The sequence below is a fragment of the Paenibacillus antibioticophila genome (genome assembly GCF_000455265.1).
Classification (GTDB): domain Bacteria; phylum Bacillota; class Bacilli; order Paenibacillales; family Paenibacillaceae; genus Fontibacillus; species Fontibacillus antibioticophila.
Genome location: NZ_HG005139.1, coordinates 2,574,617 through 2,598,837 on the forward strand (window position 1 = coordinate 2,574,617; position 24,221 = coordinate 2,598,837).

Genomic DNA, 24,221 nt, shown 5'->3' on the forward strand with positions numbered 1-24,221 from the left:
TCTCGCACTTGCTTATATTTCTATTATAGATTGGCTTCTGCCATTTTGCGATGTTTTTCGGCACGTTCCCGTTCGCTCTTGTTCAAAATTTTCTTTCTCAGGCGAATAGACTTCGGCGTAATCTCGCAATATTCATCATCATTCAAATATTCCAGCGCCTGTTCCAGCGAGAACAGACGAGGCGTCTTCATCTTCACGGTATCGTCCTTCGTTGCGGAACGAATATTGGTTACCTGCTTCTCCTTACAGATATTCACAACAATATCGTTATCTCTTGTATGCTCGCCGACGATCATCCCTTCATAAATCTCGACCCCAGGTTCCAGGAACAAGGTGCCCCGGTCTTCGATCGAAAGAATCCCGTAAAGCGTGGATACCCCATTTTCGCTAGATACCAGAACCCCTTCATGACGTCCGCCAACCTGCCCGCCAACTCGAGGTCCATAGCTGTCAAAGGCATGATTCATGACTCCGTAACCCCGTGTCAGTGTAAGAAAATGTGTCGCATATCCGATCAAGCCACGCGCAGGAATCAGAAACTCAAGACGCACCTGACCTGTTCCGTTATTAATCATGTTCACCATCTCGGCTTTGCGTGTTCCGAGACTCTCCATAACAGCGCCCATGCTTTCTTCTGGGACATCAATCAACAGACGTTCGATCGGTTCCATCTTGACACCATCAATTTCCTTGATAATTACTTCAGGCTTCGAAACTTGCAGCTCATAGCCTTCACGGCGCATATTCTCAATCAGAATACCCAAATGAAGCTCTCCGCGTCCCGATACAATGAAGGCATCCGGGCTATCGGTTTCATCCACACGAAGCGACACGTCCGTCTCCAATTCCTTTAACAACCGCTCACGAAGCTTGCGGGAGGTGACCCATTTCCCTTCCCGGCCAGCAAACGGACTATTATTTACGAGGAAGGTCATTTGCAGGGTCGGCTCATCAATCTTGAGCACCGGCAATGCTTCAGGGTGATTCGGGTCGGCAATCGTCTCACCGATATTAATGTCCTTGATCCCGGCGATGGCCACAATATCCCCGGCACCAGCTTCTTCGGTTTCTACACGGCGGAGGCCCTGGAAGCCGAATAACTTCTCGATGCGCGCAGACTTCTTGCCGCCTTCGCGCGTCATTACAGTGACAGGCTGTCCTTGACGGATCACACCGCGATTCACACGTCCGATCGCAATCCGTCCCAGATATTCATTATAATCCATCAAGGTCACAAGAAATTGCAGAGGTTCCTCTACGGTTTCAGTAGGTGCGGGGATTTTTTCAATAATGGTCTCATAGAGAGCAAGCATATTGTCATCCTGTTTCTCAGGATCCAGACTGGAGGTTCCGTTCAATGCGGAGGCGTAGACAACCGGGAATTCCAACTGCTCGTCATTTGCTTCCAGCTCGATGAACAAATCAAGTACTTCATCGATAACTTCTGCCGGACGTGCTGCAGGGCGGTCGATTTTGTTCACTACGACAATCGGGGTAAGTTGATGCTCAAGTGCTTTGCGGAGTACGAATTTGGTTTGCGGCATGCAGCCTTCATAGGCGTCAACCACAAGCAACACGCCATCCACCATTTTCATGATCCGCTCTACCTCTCCGCCAAAATCGGCGTGTCCCGGAGTATCCACGATGTTAATCAGGTAATCCTTGTAAGTGATCGCTGTGTTTTTAGCCAAAATGGTAATCCCACGTTCACGCTCCAGATCGTTGGAATCCATTGCGCGCTCCTGCAAGGCTTCATTTTCGCGGAAGATTCCGGATTGTTGAAGCAGTTTGTCTACAAGTGTTGTCTTGCCGTGGTCTACGTGAGCAATAATAGCGATATTGCGAATGTTTGTTCTTTCATGCATGGTCTTTTCTCCAAATCCTTTCGTCTCTATATGTGTTTACTGAAAACAGCTAATCTCAGCCTGAATCACCATTAAAACAAGCGCCGGTAATTTGACATAACCGACGCTTGGACATATCCCTTATATTATACGCAAATCCATGAAAAATTCAATAACTTTACAAACTTCACCAACTTCGGCGGGTATTCCTGCGTCCGCGTGCAGCAATCAGCCAAATTCCCGCAACAATCATCAAGATGGCAAGCAAGTAGATAAATGCCATCGAGAACAAAGTGAACCCGAACAAAACAAGTGAAACAGCGGTCAGAATCAAGGTGACGATCCATAATCCGTTATGGCGCGTGCCCGACAGCAATAAGTATTCATACAGCCCGGCCGCGATTCCGAGAATGAATCCAGGCCAGATATGCTTCATCGTCTGCCAGCCCCAGATAATGGCGATAAAAAACATAACGCTGTAAAGCACCAGCATGGCTCCCGGGACGAGTAATTCTGCCGGTCCTTTCCGCCAAAAATATAGCAAGTGGAGTAACAGGCCCGGGATCAATAACAGAAGCGGCCAGAACGCTCTCCCGAGAAAGCCGAATACGCCAAGCTTACCGAGCAGGATGATGATCCCCGCGGCTAAAATCAGTATCCCTGTTGTTAGTTTGTTGTTGTCGGACATCCCATCACACACCTTCCAGTGGACAATGAGGGACAAGCCGCATCAAAAAACGACATTTCCCTTTGCTTCCAGTTTAGCTGATAACAGCACAAAAAACCACTCTCAACCCCTGCTCTGAGAATGATTTTTTGAGGGAGATCAGCGTCGCCCGATATTATATTTCCTAATCCAGCCGAACATAATAACCAACACTGCGAGGATGAAGGGAAGCAATTGCGCAAGCGAGGGCAGCAAGGAAGTAAGCAGCCTGCCCATCTTCGGATCATTCATTAGCATTTCACCTGCAGTATAGGCAAGGATTCCGGCCCCCGCATAGTTCAACAAGGGTACCTTGTGCAGTAAGGTAGCAATCAGATTACTTCCCCAGATGACGATGGGAATGCTAAGCGCAATACCGATCACAAGAACGGCTACATCACCTTTTGCCAATGCGGCTATCGCAAGAACGTTATCCAGACTCATGACGAAATCGGCTATAAGAATAACCTGAATCGCCTTCCACAAGGTACCCGCCTCGCGTGCATCGCTCACTTCGTCGTGAGGCATCAGCAGTTTGAAAGCAATCCCGGCCAGCATGAGCCCTCCGGCAGCTTGGATAAATGGAATTTTCAGCAGAACAAGTGCAATCCAGGTGAGGGCGCATCGAAGCATGATGGCCCCCAACGCTCCCCACCATATAGCACGCTTCCGCTGCTTCACGGGTAAATCCTTGCTTGCCATAGCAATGACCAGCGCATTATCACCGCTTAGCACCAGATTAATTATCAGTATCTCAACCAATAGCAAGAGCTGCTCCAAGCTTATCCCCCCTCGATCATAATTATGAAACGAAGGGCCAAGCTATGCCTGGCAATCATAAAAGGCTGGACAAATGGTGGCATTAGTTTTTTAATACCTATATACCGAATAAGGAAGTGACATCAATTGGATTTATTTCAGGCAACATTCTGGTTTTCTTTACTCAACATCATCTTTATTGATCTGATTCTTGCAGGCGACAACGCGATCGTAATCGGAATGGCCGCTCGCAAGCTCCCGCACACGGTTCAGAAAAAAGCGATCCTTTACGGGACTGCCGGTGCGGTCGTGCTCCGGATTCTGGCTACGCTCGTTGTTGTGTGGCTGCTGGGTATTCCTTGGCTGCTTGCCGTAGGCGGGGTGATGCTTATATTTATTGCCTATAAAGTTCTGGCCGATGATGGGGATCATGATACCATTGAAGCGAAGGACAAGCTATGGCCGGCAGTACGAACGATTGTCATTGCAGATGCGGCTATGGGACTCGACAATGTCATTGCTGTTGCAGGCGCGTCGGGACAGCATACCATTCTCGTTGTAATCGGTCTGCTGATCAGCGTGCCGATTGTTGTATGGGGCAGCACCATTTTCATTAAAATCCTGGGCAGGTTCCCTTGGATTGCCTATATCGGAGCAGCGGTTCTGGCATATACAGCGTCCCACATGATTACCGAGGAGCCCCATTTCCTTCCCTTCTTTGAAGAGCATGTCGTCCTTCGTATTTTGTTCATCGCCCTCGTAATCGCCGCTGTTCTTATCGCAGGGTATTTCAAAAAAGCGCGGCAAAAGAAGCGGCGGAAAGAAGCCGAGGCCGCACGAGGTTCAAGCTCAAGGCCGGCCACCCGGTAAGGTAACAAAAAAAGATCAACCGCAAACAAGCCGGTTGATCTTTTTTTATAGCTGCGCTCCATAAATGCGATTTCAGAAAATCGGCTCTTCAACGCCGAGATGGTTGCGGGAGCCGATGGGCGAATCGATCTCTTAGAACCAGTTATCCGAAACTGCCGCAGCTTCTTCATTTTGCCGAACTACCTCTTCATCCGGGCGGATGATCAAGGTCTCCGTATCCGATACCGCAGCTTCAATCAGTCTCTCCAATCCGGCAATACCGGCTTCGATTCGCTCCACGACCCGCAAGTTAGGATTTGTAGTCGGTGACTTGGGGACGAACAGCGTGCAGCAATCCTCATAGGGCAGGATCGAAATATCGTATGTCCCGATCTCCCTTGCTTGGCTAATGATTTCCTCTTTATCGATCATGACAAGCGGGCGCAAAAGCGGAAGGTCCGTTACCCTGCCGATTACATTCATGCTTGCCAGCGTCTGGCTTGCCACCTGTCCCAGACTATCCCCGGTCACGATAGCCAATGCTCCGTTGCGTTCCGCAAGCAGCGATGCAATCCGCAGCATGGATCGGCGCATCAGGGTAATCGTCAGGTTTTCCTGTCCAGTTCCTGCAATCGCCGTCTGAATTTCTGTGAAGGGAACTAGATGAAGCTTGATTTGGCAAGCAAAGCGGGACAAGACCTTGGCAAGCTCGATCACCTTCTCCTCCGCCTTCTTACTTGTAAAGGGGTAGCTATGAAAATGCACGCATTCAATTTCCAGCCCCCGCCGCATGGCAGACCAGCCCGCTACCGGGCTGTCGATGCCGCCGGACAAGAGCAATAAACCTTTTCCATTTGTGCCCAGCGGGAAGCCGCCGGCTGCCGGAACCACTTCAGAGTACAAGTAGGTGCCTTGTTCCCGGATTTCCGCGCGCAATTCCAATTCAGGATTATGGACGTCTACCTTCAATTGAGGGCAGAGCTGCAGGACCGGGCTGCCGATCAGCCGATTCATTTCCTGGGTGCCGTGCGGGAACTCCTTCCATACTCGCCGGGCACTCACTTTGAACCGCATCTGACGATCTGTCGGCAGATCGCAGACAAAGAGCTTTGCCGCTTCGATGATATCCTCAAGTCTGGAAGGAACGACAACTACAGGGCTAATCGAGGTCACACCGAAGATGTGCTTCAGGATCGAAATGATCTCATGCGCGGGTTCGCCGTTCAACACGACATAAATCCGGCCATATTCCCTGATAATTTTAACTGCGGGATACTTCTTAAGCAGCACCTTGACATGGGACAGAGCTGCCTTTTCAAAACGGGAGCGGTTCTTCCCTTTAATCGTTATCTCTCCAAAACGGAGCAGAAGCATATCGTAAGCTATCATGTTTTAATTCTCTCCCTTTAATCTACGCACGCGGTCCACAGACTTTCCGATCGCCGCGAGCAGCTCCTGAATATCACCTGCTGTATGCTCCTCGGCAAGACTGATGCGAACGCCGGACTCGGCCTCAGCCTTGCCGGCTCCCATGGCCAAAAGCACCCGGCTGGGCTCGGCTTTCTTCGAAGAGCAGGCTGACTTTGTAGAGACAAGAAATCCTTGCTCTTCCAGCATATGCAGGAACGCCTCCGCCTTCATGCCAGGATACGAGAAATGTACGATGTGCGGAGCCACAGCTTCGCCCGAATGAACGATCAGCTCAGGCCAGGCAGCTAAGCCTTGAATCAGCTGCTTTCGCAGGGCATTTAGCTTGCCTGCGCGTTGCTGTTCACCCTCCTTGGCAAGGCGGATCGCCTTTGCCATCCCGACAACGGCCGGGATATTCTCCGTTCCCGGCCGCAGGCTATCCTCCTGTCCGCCGCCCGACATGAGCGGAACAAGCGAAAGACCTTCCCGCACCATGAGCAGTCCGGCCCCTCTCGGTCCCCTTAGCTTATGCGCAGAAAGGCTATACAAATCAATTCCGCTGTCCATGAGAGACAGCGGAACTTTACCAAAGCCCTGGACACCGTCGACATGGAAAATCACGCGAGGATGTTCCTTTTTAAGTCTGCGTCCAAGCTCTTCCACGGGCTGGATGCAGCCTGTTTCATTGTTCACGTGCATCACGGACAGGAGAACCGTATCCTTGCGCACGGCGTCAAGCCCATCCTGCACAGAGATTTGCCCGTTTTTATCCACGGGGAGAAAAGTAACCTCCCAGCCCTGCTTCTCTAACTGAACATAGCATTCCCATACCGAAGGATGCTCGACCTGGGTGGTAATCAAATGTCGGCCGCGGCCAGCATATCGCATTGCTGCTCCCTTTACGGCCAGGTTATTGCTCTCAGTGGCTCCGGAGGTAAATATAATTTCTCCGGGCTTTACGCCAAGCGCGGCGGCGCATACCTCCCGTGCCTTTATAAGCAGTCTTCCGCTCTCCTCGCCAAGCTTATGCAGGGAGGAGGGGTTGCCATAATGAGCAGCCATCACCTCTGCCACAGTTCGCACTACATCTTCATAAGGCGGGGTTGCAGCGGCATGGTCAAAATATTTCATATTCTCAGCCCTCATATTTAGCCCGAGCTGCGGCGATCTTTACAATATACCGTTGGGTCTCGCCCGGCAACAGCTCCAGCTTCTCCATCAGTTGCGAATCCCCGGAAATGCCGAGCTTGGCAAGGCGTCCAGGTCCTGCGTTATAAGCAGCCAAAGCAGTATTCTCATCTCCGCCGAAACGCTTTATTTGAGCAGCCAGATAACGGGTGCCTGCGTCGATATTTTGGGCCGGATCAAATGGATCTGTTACTCCAAGTCCCTGGGCCGTACCATCCATCAGCTGCATCAAGCCCTTAGCCCCGGCAGACGATACTGCCTGAGGATTAAAGGAAGACTCCGTCTCAATAACAGCTTTAATCAAGCTGGCAGATACGCCATATTTTTGTGCGGCTTGCGTAATGAGCGGCTCCAGATCCCCGGCAGTTGCTGAGGAACTCGTGCTTGACCGGGCTGCAAGCAGTTGGCTTAATGCCGCAAATGACTCCGTATCCAATCCGGACAGGCCCTCCCAGGCGTTGTCATCGTTCATCATGCCCGAAGAGAGCGTGCTTAAATCTGCAGCGGTCCACGGAACATTGCTCAAGATATCCTCTTGCCCTGCCGGATCGCCGCTTTCTGCTCTCATTAACTCCTGCAATAATATATCAAACAACGAACGGTCGGTTTCTGCTTTTGCTCGGCTCTCCGTATTGCTGAAATCGACAGCGCTTCTCGACTGTGTCTGAATCAGCTGCACCATGGTTCTTGGATCAATTTGCATGACGGTAATTCCTCCACCTTGTTATGGACAAAGTCTAATATAGCCTTTATTTTACACTTGTTCCACCAGCTTGACCAGCCGTAAGTCAGTTTCCATTCAAAATGGCAAAAAATCGTGCAAGTGCGCAGCAGTATAAAACAGCTGACGTTTCTGCGTTCCGGGGGTAACGTGTAAAGGTTGCTTACGATCGCTGTTGTTCGCGGATTCCTTGGATTGAACTAAGCCTCAAAAGGTAGAAATCCACTCGCAAAGGCGACCGCTTCGCTTCTGCAGCAACCTTCACACTTATACCCTTATTACGCAGGCTCGTGAGCTCGGCATTATATGTGCCGAATGCATGATAGTAGCCCACATGCTCGAATCCCTTGACATGTACCACCGACTCGTTCTTCCGGCATTTGAGGTGCCGGATAACACCGATGCAATACAAACAGTAACTGCGAATCATTGCACCTTTCAGCGGATAGGTGCATGGACAACTACCCACACAAGGACTATCCCCGGCAGATTCTGCAAAATAGCAACAAAGTACCGTCTACGCACACACACCTCGCATCATGCAGATCTCACACTGCGCAAAGCTCCCAATAATGTACGGTGCTTTACAGCATGACGACGATTGGCAGACCCCATGCATATACGGATCACACACATGCAGTGAAAAAAGTTACTCTAAATATAGGTGAAATGGTGGGAATGCGGATATAGTGAAATTTTTTCGCTTAAAGTTGACTAAAACGTGGATTTGGCTAGTTACTGGCGATCTAAGGTAAGTTTTTTCACTAAAATTGGGTTCGAGCGTCGAATGAAGAATTTAAGGTAAGAAATTTCACTGGAGCATGATGGAATGAGACAGGAAAAGCGGGATGGGTGAAGCTCGGAACAAGACTGGAATGCGTAGTCAAATAACGAAGTTCCGCGTTCTGCGTAAGGCCGAGGCAACGTGCGACTGGCCGTAACTTCAGGCGGCCAGCTTACTGTAATGCGACATGTGAGCGCAGGCACGTGCAAACTGCACTGTAGTTGAACTTTAAAGGCGAAGTAATCAGGGCATAAGTATGAGGTGTGCTGTAGAAGCGTTAGCGGTCGCCTTTGTAAGCGGATTTCCCCCCTGTGATAACTTGGTCCAATTAAAGAAATCCGCGAACAACAGCGATCGTAAGCATACCTCATACGTTGCCCATCCAACTCGCCATCTAATGTTCAACTGTTTTCTGCTGCTGCACATTTTGCCGCTTAAATGCCGTAGTCGGAATGCTTGTTGCAGTGCAGCCCTAACAAAACAGGGCCTCCCGCCAGATCAAGTCTGTTGGGACAGCCCTTTCGCAGATCGACTATGCGGTTTACCGAGTGAACGGAATGAGTACGAAATAACTGAGCGTCGCTACAATACCTAGTCCCGCCGCCCATGCGCCTGAAGCCTTCCGGCCTTGGCTGTATGCGTAGAAGCCCAGTACGGCTGCAATGGGACCTAGAATTATGGACCACATAAACAAAGATGCGATGCCCAGGCCTACGCCGATATAGCCCACTGTTTTCCCCGCTTCTCTTCCCTTAGCTCCTGCGTTATCCGGATTGATTTCCTGCCGTTCGGTCTCCGTAAAGGCCGTTCGGCTCGGAGCAAATTCGGCTGCATATTCCTCGTTGTGCTCCTCGTGCGGCATTCGTGGATAATCAGTACGGCTCTTTAATGAGTTATCCGAACTGTTCGAATTATCAAACTTTCTGGAGTTATCATTCGGACCTAAGTTATCCATAACTGGCACCTCCTGTAGAATGGATCATGCACTTGCTTTTTGCAAATTACGATTTAGGCTTAAAGGTGTGACAGCAAGTTGCTGATGAGGATTCGGCAATATCCTGATGCTCTGTATCGAACGATTCCCCTGCAAATTCCGCGTTGTAATCCCGGGAGGCATGAGTGTCAATGTCGATCATGATCATGTCCGCTTGGCATAAGTTTTTCTCACCCCAATACGTGCAGTTGGAGACGCTGCATTTTACAATCGGCTTATCTTCTTTAGCCATTTATAATCACCTCAAGCTACATTTTTTCCGTCCCGCCGGTTTGATATGCGAAGCGGCTGCTGTTAAATGAATACAAAAAAGATGCCTTTCGGCATCTCAGAATAAAATCTTCCGGTTTTCCTCATTCTAAGCCTGTTCAGACTAGTCTTGAGGAGGCCTTACCTATGAAGCGGAAAAGCTGGGCTCTGCTAGCGCTATTAGCCGCCGGAGTCATTGTCTTGTATACATTTGCATCTGATCCACAGCAGAATTCACATTCGAATAACGCCTCACGACCCGAAACCGCATCAACAACCGGGCCAAAGAAGCTTGGGAATCATCAGGAACACAAGCTGAAACAAATGATGAAGCAGCGTGACATGACAGCTACCGAGCGCTTGGCGCGTCTGGATGCAAAACGGCATGTCCGGCAGTTGGCTGAACAATATGCTGCAGTCCGTAAGAGCGGCGAAACACCTTCCTATGCCCGGGAGCTGCAGAAGGATCACGGTCAATTCTTGTCGATCATCTGGGTAAAGGACGGCCAGGAGCGGGAAACAAAGGCCGCTTCCTATAAGCTTGATCAGAAGGAGCAGAAGCAACTGCGAGGCTATCTTCAGTATGCCCGAAAGGCTCTCCAGCGGAAGCAATCCTACGAATCGCCTTCATTCCCTCAGGATCAACCCAAGTATTATGTTGTTGCCGAGCCGTCCGGTCAAGGACAGTCCGGTATGATTGCTGTTATGGACATGGGGATCCTGAAACGGGTGGAAGAGCATCAAGACAAAAACCTGCGGCTGATTCCATATCCCAAGGAAGGGAAGTACAAGGTGGAATCCATACATGCCGATACACTCAAGGATATGACCGTCAAGACAGGCCATGACAACGAAAAGGCAAGCCACTATTACGAAAATGAAATCGTTGTGACCTTTGCGGAGCCACCCTCAACAGAAGAGTTGAGTAGAATGACCCAAGAACTGCAATGCGGCCAACCAAAGCGGATTGCCAACACCTACATTTTTCGTTCTGAAACGATGGATATGAAGCAGTTGAAACACTATTTCCAGACGAAATGGAAGCCGAATTATGTGGAGCCCCATTACTTGTACATGACAAATGACAACTTGAGCATGAATCTGACTGATGAATCCCCGGTAATTCCGAATGATTTATTATTCTCTGAATATCAATGGAATCTTCCGGTTATAGAGACTAATCGAGCCTGGAAACTGTCCAAGGGGAGCGATGATGTCATTGTTGCCGTGGTCGATACCGGAGTGGACCTGAAGCATCCCGATTTGAACGGGCGCTTGCTGGAAGGCTATAACGCCATCGAGCAGGAGGAGGAGCCCTATGACGATGTTGGCCATGGCACGCACGTCGCCGGAATTATCGCAGCGAATGTCAATAACAATGAGGGCATTGCCGGCATGATGTGGGGAGGCAAGATCTTGCCTGTAAAAGCGCTCGACAATACTGGCGCCGGAACATCCTACTCTGTGGCTGAGGGCATTATCTGGGCTACCGACCATGGAGCCAAGGTAATCAATCTCAGTCTAGGGAATTATGCGGATGCCCAATTTCTGCATGAAGCAGTCAAGTACGCCTTTGACCGGGATGTAGTCCTGATTGCCGCTACCGGAAACGACAACACCGAGCGGGCCGGCTACCCAGCGGCTTATCCGGAAGTATTGGCAGTATCTGCTACAGACTTTCAGCTCCAGCGCGCTTCGTTCTCCAATTACGGCGATTATGTTGACGTCATGGCTCCCGGCGAGAGCATTGCCAGCACTTACCCGGACAATCAGTATGCCGCTTTGTCCGGTACCTCCATGGCCTGTCCGCATGTCACCGCATTGGCCGCCCTGATCCGCTCCGTCAACCCCGATCTGCGAAATACCGAGGTGATGGATCTGATCCGCAGCAATGTGATCGATCTCGGCCCGACAGGACGCGACAAGGATTACGGCTATGGACAGATCGATGTCTATGCCGCACTGTCCGCTGCAGGAGCAGGGGATTCAGCGCTGCAGCTCTGGCCGCAGGCTGTTCAGCGCAAGATTAACCAGATTCTGGACAAACACAAATAATCTGCTGAAGAAAAAGAGGCTATTCCGTCGGATTCAGGATCTCTCGGGAATAGCCTCATTTCATTCATAAAAAATCATTAATGATATAGGTGGTTGCAGTGAAGAAAGTTTGCCGTAAGCCGGGTTCTGTACTCTTGGCGGTAATCACGGGAACAACCCTCCCGCTTGGAGTGACAATCATCTATCTAGGCCGTACATTACTGGACGGCTCCAGCGACCAACCCGGACGCGCCTCGGGCAAAGGCTGCTTCACGAAGGAAGCTGCGTCCCATTAGGTCTTGCTCCAGATGGGGTTTACCAGGAACGAAGTCACCAGCGTTCCTCGGGGTCTCTTACACCTCGGTTCCATCCTTGCCTGATCCGCAATTGCTTGCGGCCATCGGCGGTCCATTTCTGTGGCACTATCCTTCGGCTCGCGCCGACTGGACGTTATCCAGCACCCTGCCCTATGGAGCCCGGACTTTCCTCCCGCGGCAACAAGGCCGCCGGCGATTGTCTGTCAAACTTTCAATAGCAACACATGTTAGTATACAGGCATCTCCCCGAGATCACAAGTATGAAACTGCAGGAAAAAGTCGTAATGATTAAATAAAGCGGAAGGGCTCCGTATCTATGCCGGAAGCAAATACCTTTGTCTCGTACTTCCCCTCTCTCAGCTTTTGCTCAAGCCATTCCGCCACCTTGGCCTTCATAATCTTCTCGGCATTATGACCTGGGTCGATCAAAGCGATCCCCGCCATCTGGGCATCCTGTGCCGTATGGTAATCAATATCTCCCGTCACCAGCACATCCGCCCCTCGGAACATCGACGCTTTCCAGTACTTCCCTCCAGAGCCTCCGACTACTGCGGCTTTACGGAGCGGACGATTCAGATCACCGACAACACGAACGAAAGGCACGTCCAGCTTCTCTTTGACTCGTTCTACGAATTCACCAAGAGTGGCCGGTTCACGCAGCTTCCCCACACGTCCAAGTCCAAAGGTTCTTCCCTTCAAATCCATCGGGTATAGGTCATAAGCAACCTCTTCATAGGGATGGCTTTTGAGCATGGCTTGAATCACTCTTTTTTGCAGGCTCTCGGGAACAATCGTCTCAATCCTCATTTCCTCTACGGTCTCCAGCTTGCCTGGAGTTCCAATGTAGGGATCTGTCTCCGCACCGGGAATAAAGGTTCCCTGATCTTCCGTATTGAAGCTGCAATGGCTGTATTGCCCGATGGCTCCGGCTCCCGCATTGAGAATGGCCTCCAGCACCTGACGGTGATGGTCTTTCGGAACGAACACGACCAGCTTATGCAGCCGGTCCGTATGGATATCCTCCAGAGCTTCGCCAGGCTCAATCCCCAACGCCTCAGCCATCCAGTCATTCATTCCTCCGTCTGTAACATCAAGATTTGTATGAGCGATATAGACAGCAATATCATGCTTGATCAGCTTCTCATACACCTTGCCCATCGGCGTATCGGTTTGCAACTGCGCAAGGGGACGGAAAATGATCGCATGGTGCGCTACAATCAAATCAGCACCCAGCTTGATTGCCTCATCTACTACTGCCTCATTCACATCCAATGCAGTCAGCACACATTTGATATCCTTTTGCAGGCTGCCAAGCTGGAGACCGATTTTGTCGCCCTCCATCGCAACATGCTTAGGAGACAATTGCTCCATATACTGAATTACTGTTTGTCCTTTTGCAAGCATTCCATTACCTCCTTCAACTGCCGAGCCAGTTCTGCCAGTTCCTGCTCCTTGATCCTCGACGCCTCATGCGAGGAGGAGGCCACAGAGCTGCGAATCCGCTCCAGCTGTTTGATTTCTCCGTGCCACTTTTCAAACCAGACTGCATTCGGCTCCTTAATTAACCAAGGACCGAGCAATAGCAGCAGTTCCTCCGTTAGCTTCATTTCACTGCCAGGCAGTGCTCGGGGCGCATACAGCTGGGCATTAAAACCTGTGCTGTCAGGAAGACGTCTTGCCGTCAGAATTTCATAAATCTTGCCGTCCTCCTCCAGAATGCTCTCTTCGGTTAAAGCCCATTCATGACGAAGCAGCCAGCGCCGAACCAAATCTTCGCCTACATTCGGCTGAAGCACAAGGGTATGGACCCCTGCAAGCTTCTCCTGACCGGCTTCTAGAATGGAAGCGATTAATGCTCCTCCCATGCCTGCGATCGTAATTGTGTCCACCTCTCCAGGACTGACAACCGCTAGCCCGTCTCCTTTTCGTACAGCAATGGAAGAGGTTAAGCCCGCTTGAGCTACCTGCTGCTGCGCCGCCTTCAACGGCCCCTCATTCACCTCACCGGCAACAGCGCTCAAGGCAAGCCCATTCTTCACAGCATACACCGGAAGAAGCGCATGATCCGAGCCAATATCGGCCAATTTACAGCCCATTGGCAGCCGTTCCGCAATCTGTATCAACCTTGCTGATAATTTCATGAAGAAATCCACACCACCCATTTTTTTCGTAATCCAAACAAAACGCCCAGGGCCAGCACAATCTTTAATAAAAGAAATAGCTCCATTCCTTGAACCGGTTGCTGCCGAAGCAGGAAATAATCCGCCTCCGGCATGAACCAAAGGGTCACCGACAGGGCGAAAAGCACTCTGGACACCATAACCAAGCGCTGATGAACAAGCCAGACCAACCAGAAGATAATGATGCTGACCGGAAGCCAGACGACCTGTAACCAGATCCATGAATACTCAGGGTGCAAATAATCAAATATAAAAGCGTAGACAAGTATGAAGGCCGCAAAACCGCAATACATCAGAATTCCGATCTTTAGTATAGTTCCTGCGCATAGCCAGACCAGACCACAGCCGGCAATCAAGGCCATAAAGGCGAGACCGCTGCTCCACCCCTGCAGGAGAAGAATCCAGCTTCCGAGGCCAAGCAGGATAATGCTCCCCGCACCGGCTGTCACCAACGAGAACAGATCTCTCTGCTCACGATAATATCCAGAGATGACGTAACAGATAGCCGGAACCAGCAACGTAATTCCGATTTGCAATGGCCAGGCAAAAAGGCTAAAATAAAAAGAAATAAAGAAAAAGAAGGAAATAATTCCAAAAGAAAGTAACCAAGCCTTCCAGCTGCCTTGACTGAACGAGCCCAACGAGAGCATCGGACGGGCAGCAGTTGGCGACTCGTCATGATCCCGATACAAGTTCTCTAGAAAGTCGCAACACTGCTCGGGCAGCAACCGGCTTCGCCGCCAATGAGCGATTTCTCGGAGAATGATGTCTCTTTTATCCGGATTCACATTATAACCTTCCTTCTGAGAGAGTTACTTTCATCAAAAAAAAGACCTTGCTGCTCTGATCAGCAGAAGGTCGGGTGCCTTGGACTATTCCAGAAAGTCCTTCAGCCGTTTGCTCCGGCTCGGATGGCGCAGCTTCCGAAGGGCCTTCGCCTCGATTTGGCGTATACGCTCGCGGGTGACGCCAAACACTTTGCCGACTTCTTCCAGCGTTCTGGTACGTCCATCGTCCAGTCCGAAGCGCAGTCGAAGCACATTCTCTTCACGCTCGGTCAGCGTATCCAAGACATCTTCGAGCTGTTCCTTGAGAAGCTCATACGCCGCTGCATCGGCAGGGGCCAGCGCTTCCTGGTCTTCGATGAAATCACCCAGATGGGAGTCATCTTCTTCACCAATCGGCGTTTCCAGCGAGACCGGCTCTTGGGCAATTTTCATGATTTCTCGTACTTTCTCAACGCTTAATTCCATCTCGGCTGCGATCTCCTCAGGCGCAGGCTCACGCCCAAGCTCCTGCAGCAATTGACGGGAGACCCGAATCAGCTTATTAATGGTCTCCACCATATGCACAGGAATCCGAATCGTTCTTGCCTGGTCGGCAATCGCGCGGGTAATCGCCTGGCGAATCCACCAAGTGGCATAAGTACTGAACTTGAAGCCTTTCTTGTGGTCAAATTTCTCAACCGCTTTGATCAGGCCCATATTGCCTTCCTGAATCAGATCAAGGAACAGCATGCCGCGTCCTACATAACGCTTGGCGATGCTTACAACCAGCCGCAGATTCGCTTCGGCCAGACGGCGCTTCGCTTCTTCGTCGCCACTCTCGATCCGTTTGGCAAGCTCCATCTCGTCATCACCGGATAACAAGGGAACTCTTCCGATTTCCTTCAAATACATACGGACCGGATCATTAATTTTGATCCCGGGAGGAAGTGTCAAGTCATCGTCGAAGCCGAATTCCCCGTGCTCTCCATGCTCATCATCATTGCGGCGAGTCGTAAGCTCTTCATCGCTGTCACCGGTAATATCAATGCCAAGATCAGCTAACTGCTCATAGAACTCGTCCATCTGTTCAGGATCCTGCTCAAATGGCGACAGCTTCTCCATAATTTCTTTATAAGTCAAAGAAGATCTCTTCTTGCCCTGCTCAATCAGACGATCCTTGACCTGTTCCAGTGTTAATTCGGTTTCTAGTTCAGTATGTTGTTCATTCGTCATTTCTGGCTCCCTCCTCCCTAGAAACTAACCACGGTTCAACGTCTATTGTCTCTCTAGGGCAATAATCTCACTGGCTATTTGTGCTGCACGCAAAAAATCCCCGGCTTTTTCAGCCGATACCATTTCTTCTTTCTTTCGTCTGATTTGCTTCATCTGAGGCACCTTCTTGACTTCCCGGATACAGTCGTCAAGTTCCTGGGTGCTCCATTCTGCAGGAAGCTCCATCATGGCGATTCCAATGACGGATTGCTCAAGCCGTTCATCCTGCAACGAAGCAATAAAGCGGCTTGCATCCGGCGGTTTGCCTTGTGCATAGTATGCGTATAGATAAGCAGCAATGGCTGCATGATCTTCGAGGTTAAATTGGTCTCCAAGCGAGTCACCCACATAACGGGCTACCTCATCATCCTGGAGCATAAATGCAAGAAGCCGGCGTTCGGCAACATGATAAGCAGGCAACAGCTCCGGCATGGAAGCCTGCCCCGTTTTATGCCTACCATTATTCCACCTTTTGCCCTTATTATCCCCTGCATAGTTGTTTTTTTGCATGGATTGGCGCTTCTCATTGCATTCCTGCTTCAGGCTTTCGAAGGAAACCTGCAGCTCAGCCGACAACTCCTTCAAGTAAATCTCTCGTTCGGTTGGTGACGATAAGGGAGCAATTACTTCCATCGCATCCTTGATGTAGGCAACCTTTCCGTCTTCTTCTAGCAGTATATGGTTTTTTCTCAAATATATAAGCTTGAATTTTACAGATGAAACAGCTCCATCCAAAATTTGACGATGAAACCGCTCTGCTCCGTATTTCCGAATAAAGTCGTCCGGATCGAGCCCTTCGCTCAGCATTGCAATTCTTACCTGAAATCCCGCGTCTTCCAAAATCGGTATGCTCTTCAACGCAGCAGCCTGTCCGGCTTGATCTCCGTCATAGCAGACAATGACCTCATCGGCCAATCCCCGCATCATGGCGGCATGGCTCTCGGTCAGCGCCGTGCCCATTGTCGCTACTCCGTTATGCACTCCAGCTTCCCAGGCACTAATCACATCTCCATAGCCCTCAAATAATACAAATTGACGTGATTTTCGTATCTCGCCCTTGGCCATATGAAGATTGTATAAAGTCCGGCTCTTGCTGAACAGCTTGCTCTCGGAGGAATTCAGATATTTCGGCTGACCCTCTCCCAGAACTCGTCCTGCAAAAGCAATCACTTTGCCGCTTCGATTATGGAGCGGAAACATGACCCGATCTCGGAATCGATCGACGTAGCCGCTGCCGTCCTGTTTGGACGACAAAAGTCCGCCCTTCTCCATGACATCAAGATTAAAAGAACGCTTCTCCAAAAATTGAACAAGCGTATCCCAACGTGCAGGCGCATAGCCGATTTGGAACGTGTCAATCGCCTTTTCGCTGAATCCTCTTGACTTTAAATAGTCCATTGCAGACTTTCCATACTCCGTATTCTTCAGCAGGAAATGATACAGCTTCGCTGTCCATTCGTGCGCTTGCAGTTGCTGCTCCAGCTCCAGATTTCGCGGAGAATCTCCGGCAGAACCGCCCGTTCCGGCCTCATAGGGAATATGAGCTTCATCCGCCATCAGCCGAACGGCTTCCGGGAATGTCAACCCTTCGAGCTCCATCCGGAATTTGATCGCATTACCGCCCTTGCCGCACCCGTAGCAGTGAAAAATCTGCCTGTCAGGCGTAACAGTAAATGAAGGCGTCTTCTCCGAGTGAAACGGACAAAGCCCCTTCATATACTTGCCTTGCTTTGTTAAATGAACGTGCTTGCTGACCGTATCGACAATATCATGCTGCCGCAGGACGGCCTCGATGACTTCCTCAGGAATGCCTCGCCCGGTATTCATCTAACCACCTTCATCTTTCATAAAACACATTTAATTATAATTCGCTAAAATTGTACATTCTCCTGCAAATCCCGCAAAAGATTTATCAGGCTCGATCGAAAGTGCTGCCGATCTTCTTCAGAAAAGGGGCGCGGACCCCTGGAATGCTTGCCCGACCGTCTTGCCTTGGCCTGGGCATGTCTTCGTTCCAGCAAGTAATCGATATTCCCCGGGTGAAATATATCGCCCCGGGGAGACAGTGCCTGGCAAGCCTTGGCTAGCACAAGTGCGGCCAGACCGTAATCCTGGGTCACCACAACATCGCCGCGCCGGATATGATTGACGATATAAAGATCGGCGCTTTGCTGACTGCGGTCAACCTGAACGACCTCTACACCGGATGCCTCCTTCAGAACATGGTCGAAGGACGACACCATCAGTACGGAAATGCCGAACTGGCTGGCAATCTCAATAATTTCGGCTTTGACAGGACAAGAGTCCCCGTCAACAACAATTCTCGAAGACATGCGGGGACCCCCTTTCATTTAGTCGTGTGCTTATTATGCCCAAACAAGCTTGCCAAAGTCGGCAAATTGCTTCAATTCCTGGTCAATAGCCGAGAGCAGCGCCAGCCGATTCATCCGGATTTGCTCATCCTCGGTCATCACCATAACGCCGTCAAAGAAAGCATTAATCGCTTCCTGCAAGGAAGAAAGCGAGGTCAATGCCCCCGAAGCATCCTTGCCCTCAAGCTGGCGGCGGAACTCAGGTGTGATCTCCGTCAACTTCTGATAAAGCTTGGCTTCCGCAGGATCATGGAGCAGGTCAGAGCGCACCTTAACAGCGGAAGCTTTGGAGGCAAGGTTGCTTACACGTCCAAAGGCTTCGCAAACGGTCTTGAACTCCGGACGTTCAACAGCTTCCATCAATCCGTTGCCCCGGGATACGACAGAGACGACGTCATCATAGCCCGCCCCCATCACAGCATCCACCACATCATAACGGCAGTGATCGGAAAGGGTCTTTCTTACGCGCAAGCCGAAGAACTCCAGCAGATCCTTCATCATTTCTTCCTTGCTCCGCTTCAGCTCATGGAAATGGGCATGAGTCTCAATCGCAAGCTCGAACAGTTGGGATAACTGAACCTCCAACTGATGCTCCAGAATAATCTGAACAATGCCTGCAGCTTGACGGCGCAATCCGTAAGGATCCTGTGAGCCTGTCGGGATAATCCCTATGGAGAAGCAGCCTGCAATTGTGTCCAGCTTATCGGCAATGCTGACAATGGATCCGACTTGCGAAGCCGGAACATCATCTCCGGCAAAGCGGGGCTGATAATGCTCAAAGATTCCCCTGGCAACAGCATCAGACTCCCCGGCTTTGCGAGCATAGTCTTCCCCCATCACTCCTTGAAGTTCCGGGAATTCATAGACCATTTGGGTAACCAGGTCGAACTTGCAAATTTCAGCCGTACGACTCACGGCTTCTACAGTGCCGCTGTCAGCGCCGAGCAATGCGGTCAGCTTCTCGCTGTTGCGGCGGATCCTGCGCACCTTGTCTCCTACCGTGCCCAGCTCCTCATGGAATACGATGCTCTCCAGCTTGGACAAGGCATCCTTGATCGCCAGCTTTTGATCCTCTTCATAGAAGAATTTCGCATCGGACAGCCGTGCGCGAAGAACCTTCTCATTCCCGCGGGCGATAAGGTCGAGGGAACGGTTGTCTCCGTTGCGGACGGTAACGAAGAAGGGCAGCAGCGCTCCATCTGCATTCAATACCGGGAAGTAGCGCTGATGCTCGCGCATGGAGGTGATCAGCACCTCCTGCGGAATATTCAGGAACGATTCCTCGAACTTCCCGAACAGGACGGTCGGTGTTTCCACCAGGAACAGAACTTCCTCCAGCAAATCTTCCTTTACAGCGATATTCCAGCTTTGCTCTTTGGCAAGGTCTGCAATTTGCGAAGTAATCATTGCCTCCCGCTCTTGGATGTCAGCAATCACATGCTGGGCGCGAAGCGCCTCCACATATTCGCCAGGGGATGCAATGACGGTATCCTGACCAAGGAAACGGTGCCCGCGAGTGACATTCCCGGATTTGACTCCCGCAATTTCCAGATCAATAATCTCGCTGCCGAACAAAGCAACCATCCAGCGGATCGGACGCACAAACTTGAAGTCATAGCTGCCCCAACGCATATTTTTAGGGAAATTCATGGCATGCAGTATACCTAATAAGCCTTCAGACAGCAAGGACTTCGTCTCAACACCTTCACGGCTCTTGCTGACATAAATGTATTCGGTTCCCGACAATTCGCGGAAGGTGAATTGATCCGGATCCACACCCTGACTTCGGGCAAATCCAAGAGCAGCCTTGCTCCAGTTGCCGCTCTCATCCAATGCGATTTTACGGGAAGGCCCCTTCACTTCTTCATGAACGTCCTCCTGCTTCTCGGCTACGCCCTTTACCAATACCGCAAGACGGCGCGGCGTCGCATAGCTGTCAATGCTGTCATAGGAAATGACCGAATCTCCCAGCCACTTGCTCGTGCGTTCCTTTAATTGCTCCATAGCTGCACGGATAAAGCGCGCAGGCATTTCTTCGAGTCCAATCTCAAACAATAAATCCTTAGCCATGGATTTCGCCTCCTTTGTTCAGCATCGGGAATCCAAGCTTTTCGCGCTCCTCCAGATACGTAGCCGCTACTTGACGGGCAAGGTTCCGGACTCTTGTAATATAACCGGTGCGTTCAGTCACACTGATAGCCCCCCGGGCATCAAGCAGATTGAAGGTGTGCGAGCATTTCAGCACATAATCATATGCCGGGTATACCAGGTGCTCGGCCATTGCTTTCGCCGCTTCCTGCTCATACATGTTAAATAACGTGAATAGCATCTTTACATCGGAAAGCTCAAATGTGTACTTGGAATGCTCAAACTCGGCTTGATGGAATACATCGCCATAGCTTGTTCCATCCACCCACTCCAGATGGAATACATTCTCCTTGTCCTGGATGTAAGAAGCCAGCCGCTCCATACCATAGGTAATTTCCACGGCTACCGGATTCGTCTCGATTCCTCCAACTTGCTGGAAATAAGTGAACTGTGTAATCTCCATACCATCCAGCCATACTTCCCAGCCGAGTCCCCAGGCGCCAAGTCCCGGATGCTCCCAGTTATCTTCGACGAACCGGATATCATGCTCCAGCGGGTTAATGCCAAGTCGCTTCAAGCTCTCCAGATAGATTTCCTGGATGTTGTCCGGCGAAGGCTTCAGAATAACCTGGAACTGATGATGCTGGTACAGCCGGTTCGGGTTCTCGCCGTACCGTCCGTCCGCCGGACGGCGGGAAGGCTCCACATAAGCTACATTCCACGGCTCCGGTCCGATGGAGCGCAGGAATGTCATCGGGTTCAGCGTCCCTGCACCCTTCTCCACATCATAGGGCTGGACGACGATGCAATTTTGCTCGGCCCAGAACTGCTGCAGGGTCAAAATCATTTGTTGAAAATTCATTGAACCTCATCTCCTTGTTTGCTGAATAAATGAGAGTCCGCAACATTCGCGGGCGGTGAGGCGCAAAAAAGCTCTCGCCGCCCACGTCTGTTGTCAGACGTAGGGACGAGAGCTATTGTCCCGCGGTTCCACCCTACTTGATCTGCCTGACAGCTAACTTGCATGCCGCTCACGAACAGATCCGCTTTTCACGTACCATTCCCATCCTCCCGGGCCGCCGCTTCATGAGTTCCTCCGGCCGGGCTTCCACTACCCCCGACTCGCTGTTCCTGCCGCTTCGAAACATCATTACTTTTCCCGATCAACGCATGGGTCTCCAGAAAGGAGAAATTCTTATTTATAATATCCGATTTCACATGCCGCGTCAAATCTCGTATTTATCAAGCTGATCCAGAAAGCTGCGCGACTTCAGCTTAAGTCCAAGCTGCATATCCATGAAATCCCGCATGATCCTCTTGAGCTCCGCCGTTGTCTCATCCTTAACTTCAACATTGCCCAGCCTGCGCATATCCATACGTTCAAAATAATGGAGCAGCTTATAGGTGCCTGCAGACACCTTTTGAGCAGCCGGATCGTGATGTCCGCAAGAAGGACAGAGCGAACCTCCCAGCCGGGGACTTATTTTATAAGTATCCGCCGTGCGTCCGCAGGATACGCAATTTGAGATGACGGGTCCATAGCCGGCGGCCTGCAAAATTTTCATCTCATATAGTGCGATGACAACCTCGGGGTCCTTTTTCGAAGCCAGCGATTCAAGACAAGCCTTTAGCTGTGTGTACCAGAAGCTGCCCACCTCTTCATCCTGCAAGGTCCGATCCAGCAATTCGCAAGCATAGGAGGCATAGGCCGCTAAAAAAAGATCCTCACGTAAAGAAAAGTGAGATTCAATAATCTCACCTGAATTCAATGTGCCCAGACCGTGGTTGGGACGGTAAAATGCAAACTCCCCGAGCGTAAAAGGCTGCGTTATTGCCGCATGACGGCTCTTGACCTTTTTTGCTCCCCGCACCAACACTCCGATTTTACCGTTGCCTTCTGTGCACAGCGTGATGATCTTGTTCCCCTCGCCGTAGTCCATGCTGCGGATGACAATGCCTTCCACCCTGTATAGCATGTCTCTTCCCCCATGTGTGAACCTTGTTATATTTCCTGTTGTTCCTCCGGAACAACCCATTCCTCTGCGGCTTCAGTCATCTCGTCCTCTGGATTGCCAACAGCTTCTTTATAGAGCATGTAAGCATCGACATCTCCAGTCATTGAAAAATACTTCCACGAAAAATCTCGCATTCGTATTCACCCTTCCCTTCGAAATGACGCCTTTTAAAAGGAGTGTTCAAAAAGTGATAACTTTTGAACTACCACGTTCAAAGGATAGGATGCTCGGGTAAACACGAACTAATGTGATACAAATCCTCCCAATCCGCCTACATGTCGCGATGGAAGCCCAAATCCTTCAAAATCCGTTCCTGGTTCCGCCAGTCCTTCTTCACTTTCACCCATAGCTCCAGGAAGGTTTTGGAGCCCAGCAGATTCTCAATATCTTGTCTCGCCAGCTTGCCGACTTCCTTCAGCAAAGCTCCTTGCTTTCCGATGATAATTCCCTTCTGAGAGTCTCTCTCCACAAAGATGATAGCCGATATATAGACGACCCCATTCTCCTCTACCCGCATATCTTCAATAGTTACGGCAATGGAGTGCGGCACTTCCTCCCGGGTCAGATGAAGAATTTTCTCCCGGATCAGCTCTGCGCATACAAACTGCTCCGGATGGTCGGTCACCTGATCCTCTGGGTAGTACTGCGGGCCTTCCGGCAAATACTTGCCGATCTGCTCGATCAATGTATTCACATTGCTTCCAAGCATCGCGGAGATCGGTACGATTTCTGCAAAATCATACAGCTTCCGGTACTCCTCGATGATCGGGAGCAATTCCTCCGGCTGAATCCGGTCGATCTTGTTCAATACGAGGATAACAGGGGTTCGCACATCCTTGAGACGTTCAATAATAAAACGATCTCCGCCTCCCAGCCCTTCCGCAGTATCAACGAGGAACAGAACCGCCTCTACCTCCCCAAGGGTGTTCAGAGCTGTCGTGTTCATATAATCGCCGAGCTTGGACTGCCGCTTGTGGATGCCGGGCGTATCCAGAAAAACCACTTGCATCTCTTCAGATGTGTAGACCCCATGAATTTTATTACGGGTTGTCTGAGGCTTATCGGACATGATTGCAATCTTTTGGCCGATGATATGATTCATCAACGTAGATTTTCCGACATTCGGCCGTCCAACGATGGCGACGAAGCCTGATTTGAATTTGGATTTTGCCATGTAGTGAAAGTTCCTTTCGCATGTTTATGCTATATTTTCATAACCGTTGGGAATCCTTGCATTATTCCTGCTGTTCCTGCAGATTCACAGAGCTAAAATAGTACGGCAGCAGTTCCCCTACCGTAGTTTCTTTGACATCACCCTTCAGGTTGCCAAGCACAACCGGCATTTCCGGACCGCATAGCTCCAGAAGCACCTGCCGGCAAACCCCGCACGGAGAGATCGGTCCCTCGGTATCGCCAACAATTGCGATGGCCTGAAAGGATCCCGGCTTCAAGCCGTCAGCAACCGCGCGAAATACGGCCGTCCGCTCCGCACAATTGGTTGGTCCATAGGCGGCATTTTCAATGTTACAGCCATGGTGGACCTTTCCCGACTGATCCAGCAGTGCGGCCCCAACGCCAAACCCTGAGTAAGGGATATATGCTTTCTTCCTTGCCTCAACTGCTTCTTGAAGCAGTGCTTTGTAATCCATTCTATCAGCTCCCCATTCTAAAT

Annotated in this window: 23 protein-coding genes and 1 other RNA gene; 2 read left to right on the forward strand and 22 right to left on the reverse strand. The window is 50.6% G+C overall.

What is annotated here, in order from left to right:
• Positions 1-23 precede the first annotated feature (23 nt).
• From typA to TX85_RS11890, 3 genes are all read right to left on the reverse strand, one after another.
• Positions 24-1,865, reverse strand: a complete 1,842-nt coding sequence (gene typA / locus TX85_RS11880; RefSeq protein ID WP_044479305.1) for a translational GTPase TypA — start codon at positions 1,863-1,865, stop codon at positions 24-26.
• Positions 1,866-2,031: 166 nt separating this feature from the next.
• Positions 2,032-2,532: a hypothetical protein gene (locus TX85_RS11885; protein ID WP_044479306.1), complete on the reverse strand. Its 501-nt coding sequence runs from the start codon at positions 2,530-2,532 to the stop codon at positions 2,032-2,034.
• A 138-nt stretch (positions 2,533-2,670) separates the two neighbouring features.
• Complete coding sequence (locus TX85_RS11890; RefSeq protein ID WP_044479307.1) at positions 2,671-3,330, reverse strand: TerC family protein; 660 nt, start codon at positions 3,328-3,330, stop codon at positions 2,671-2,673.
• A 126-nt stretch (positions 3,331-3,456) separates the two neighbouring features.
• Here TX85_RS11890 and TX85_RS11895 point away from each other — a divergent pair, with 126 nt between their 5' ends.
• Positions 3,457-4,179 (forward strand): TerC family protein, encoded by a 723-nt coding sequence (locus TX85_RS11895; protein WP_044479308.1) that lies wholly within the window; start codon positions 3,457-3,459, stop codon positions 4,177-4,179.
• A 132-nt stretch (positions 4,180-4,311) separates the two neighbouring features.
• Here the strand turns inward: TX85_RS11895 and thiI are convergent, their stop codons facing one another.
• From thiI to TX85_RS11920, 5 genes are all read right to left on the reverse strand, one after another.
• Positions 4,312-5,544: a tRNA uracil 4-sulfurtransferase ThiI gene (gene thiI, locus TX85_RS11900; protein ID WP_044480024.1), complete on the reverse strand. Its 1,233-nt coding sequence runs from the start codon at positions 5,542-5,544 to the stop codon at positions 4,312-4,314.
• 6 nt (positions 5,545-5,550) lie between these two features.
• A complete protein-coding gene (locus TX85_RS11905; RefSeq protein ID WP_044479309.1) occupies positions 5,551-6,699 on the reverse strand; it encodes a cysteine desulfurase family protein in 1,149 nt (382 codons plus the stop codon).
• 4 nt (positions 6,700-6,703) lie between these two features.
• Entirely contained in the window at positions 6,704-7,459 is a 756-nt protein-coding gene (locus TX85_RS11910) for a lytic transglycosylase domain-containing protein (protein WP_044479310.1), read from the reverse strand.
• A 1,343-nt stretch (positions 7,460-8,802) separates the two neighbouring features.
• Positions 8,803-9,216, reverse strand: a complete 414-nt coding sequence (locus tag TX85_RS11915; RefSeq protein WP_044479311.1) for a hypothetical protein — start codon at positions 9,214-9,216, stop codon at positions 8,803-8,805.
• A gap of 46 nt (positions 9,217-9,262) precedes the next feature.
• The gene (locus TX85_RS11920; RefSeq protein ID WP_044479312.1) at positions 9,263-9,487 is read right to left on the reverse strand and encodes a DUF1540 domain-containing protein; all 225 of its coding nucleotides are present in this window, start codon (positions 9,485-9,487) and stop codon (positions 9,263-9,265) included.
• 164 nt (positions 9,488-9,651) lie between these two features.
• Here TX85_RS11920 and TX85_RS11925 point away from each other — a divergent pair, with 164 nt between their 5' ends.
• On the forward strand, positions 9,652-11,559 hold the full coding sequence (locus TX85_RS11925; RefSeq protein WP_044479313.1) for a S8 family peptidase: 1,908 nt from the start codon (positions 9,652-9,654) through the stop codon (positions 11,557-11,559).
• Between the two features lie 100 nt (positions 11,560-11,659).
• Here TX85_RS11925 and rnpB read toward each other — a convergent pair.
• From rnpB to TX85_RS11985, 14 genes are all read right to left on the reverse strand, one after another.
• Positions 11,660-12,067: RNase P RNA component class A (gene rnpB / locus TX85_RS25400), an RNA gene on the reverse strand.
• A 76-nt stretch (positions 12,068-12,143) separates the two neighbouring features.
• Positions 12,144-13,259 (reverse strand): Nif3-like dinuclear metal center hexameric protein, encoded by a 1,116-nt coding sequence (locus TX85_RS11930; RefSeq protein ID WP_044479314.1) that lies wholly within the window; start codon positions 13,257-13,259, stop codon positions 12,144-12,146.
• On the reverse strand, positions 13,235-13,996 hold the full coding sequence (locus TX85_RS11935) for a tRNA (adenine(22)-N(1))-methyltransferase (RefSeq protein WP_044479315.1): 762 nt from the start codon (positions 13,994-13,996) through the stop codon (positions 13,235-13,237). Before TX85_RS11935 ends, TX85_RS11930 begins: the two co-directional genes overlap by 25 nt.
• Positions 13,993-14,823 carry a hypothetical protein gene (locus TX85_RS11940; protein ID WP_044479316.1) on the reverse strand — a complete coding sequence of 277 codons (831 nt, stop codon included), beginning with the start codon at positions 14,821-14,823 and terminating at the stop codon, positions 13,993-13,995. Before TX85_RS11940 ends, TX85_RS11935 begins: the two co-directional genes overlap by 4 nt.
• 84 nt (positions 14,824-14,907) lie before the next feature.
• Entirely contained in the window at positions 14,908-16,035 is a 1,128-nt protein-coding gene (gene rpoD, locus TX85_RS11945; RefSeq protein WP_044479317.1) for an RNA polymerase sigma factor RpoD, read from the reverse strand.
• Positions 16,036-16,077: 42 nt separating this feature from the next.
• Complete coding sequence (gene dnaG / locus TX85_RS11950; RefSeq protein WP_044479318.1) at positions 16,078-17,901, reverse strand: DNA primase; 1,824 nt, start codon at positions 17,899-17,901, stop codon at positions 16,078-16,080.
• Positions 17,902-17,945: 44 nt separating this feature from the next.
• Positions 17,946-18,407: a YaiI/YqxD family protein gene (locus tag TX85_RS11955; protein WP_044479319.1), complete on the reverse strand. Its 462-nt coding sequence runs from the start codon at positions 18,405-18,407 to the stop codon at positions 17,946-17,948.
• Between the two features lie 33 nt (positions 18,408-18,440).
• Positions 18,441-20,516: a glycine--tRNA ligase subunit beta gene (gene glyS / locus TX85_RS11960; RefSeq protein ID WP_044479320.1), complete on the reverse strand. Its 2,076-nt coding sequence runs from the start codon at positions 20,514-20,516 to the stop codon at positions 18,441-18,443.
• Positions 20,509-21,396 carry a glycine--tRNA ligase subunit alpha gene (glyQ, locus tag TX85_RS11965; protein WP_044479321.1) on the reverse strand — a complete coding sequence of 296 codons (888 nt, stop codon included), beginning with the start codon at positions 21,394-21,396 and terminating at the stop codon, positions 20,509-20,511. The genes glyS and glyQ overlap by 8 nt, the downstream gene beginning before the upstream one ends.
• A gap of 188 nt (positions 21,397-21,584) precedes the next feature.
• Complete coding sequence (locus tag TX85_RS11970) at positions 21,585-21,752, reverse strand: hypothetical protein (RefSeq protein WP_158297324.1); 168 nt, start codon at positions 21,750-21,752, stop codon at positions 21,585-21,587.
• An 8-nt stretch (positions 21,753-21,760) separates the two neighbouring features.
• Positions 21,761-22,510, reverse strand: a complete 750-nt coding sequence (gene recO / locus TX85_RS11975) for a DNA repair protein RecO (protein WP_044479323.1) — start codon at positions 22,508-22,510, stop codon at positions 21,761-21,763.
• A gap of 26 nt (positions 22,511-22,536) precedes the next feature.
• Complete coding sequence (locus TX85_RS25880; RefSeq protein ID WP_071784189.1) at positions 22,537-22,683, reverse strand: YqzL family protein; 147 nt, start codon at positions 22,681-22,683, stop codon at positions 22,537-22,539.
• A gap of 137 nt (positions 22,684-22,820) precedes the next feature.
• Positions 22,821-23,723 carry a GTPase Era gene (era, locus tag TX85_RS11980; protein WP_044479324.1) on the reverse strand — a complete coding sequence of 301 codons (903 nt, stop codon included), beginning with the start codon at positions 23,721-23,723 and terminating at the stop codon, positions 22,821-22,823.
• Positions 23,724-23,784: 61 nt separating this feature from the next.
• Positions 23,785-24,198: a cytidine deaminase gene (locus TX85_RS11985; protein WP_044479325.1), complete on the reverse strand. Its 414-nt coding sequence runs from the start codon at positions 24,196-24,198 to the stop codon at positions 23,785-23,787.
• Positions 24,199-24,221 lie beyond the last annotated feature (23 nt).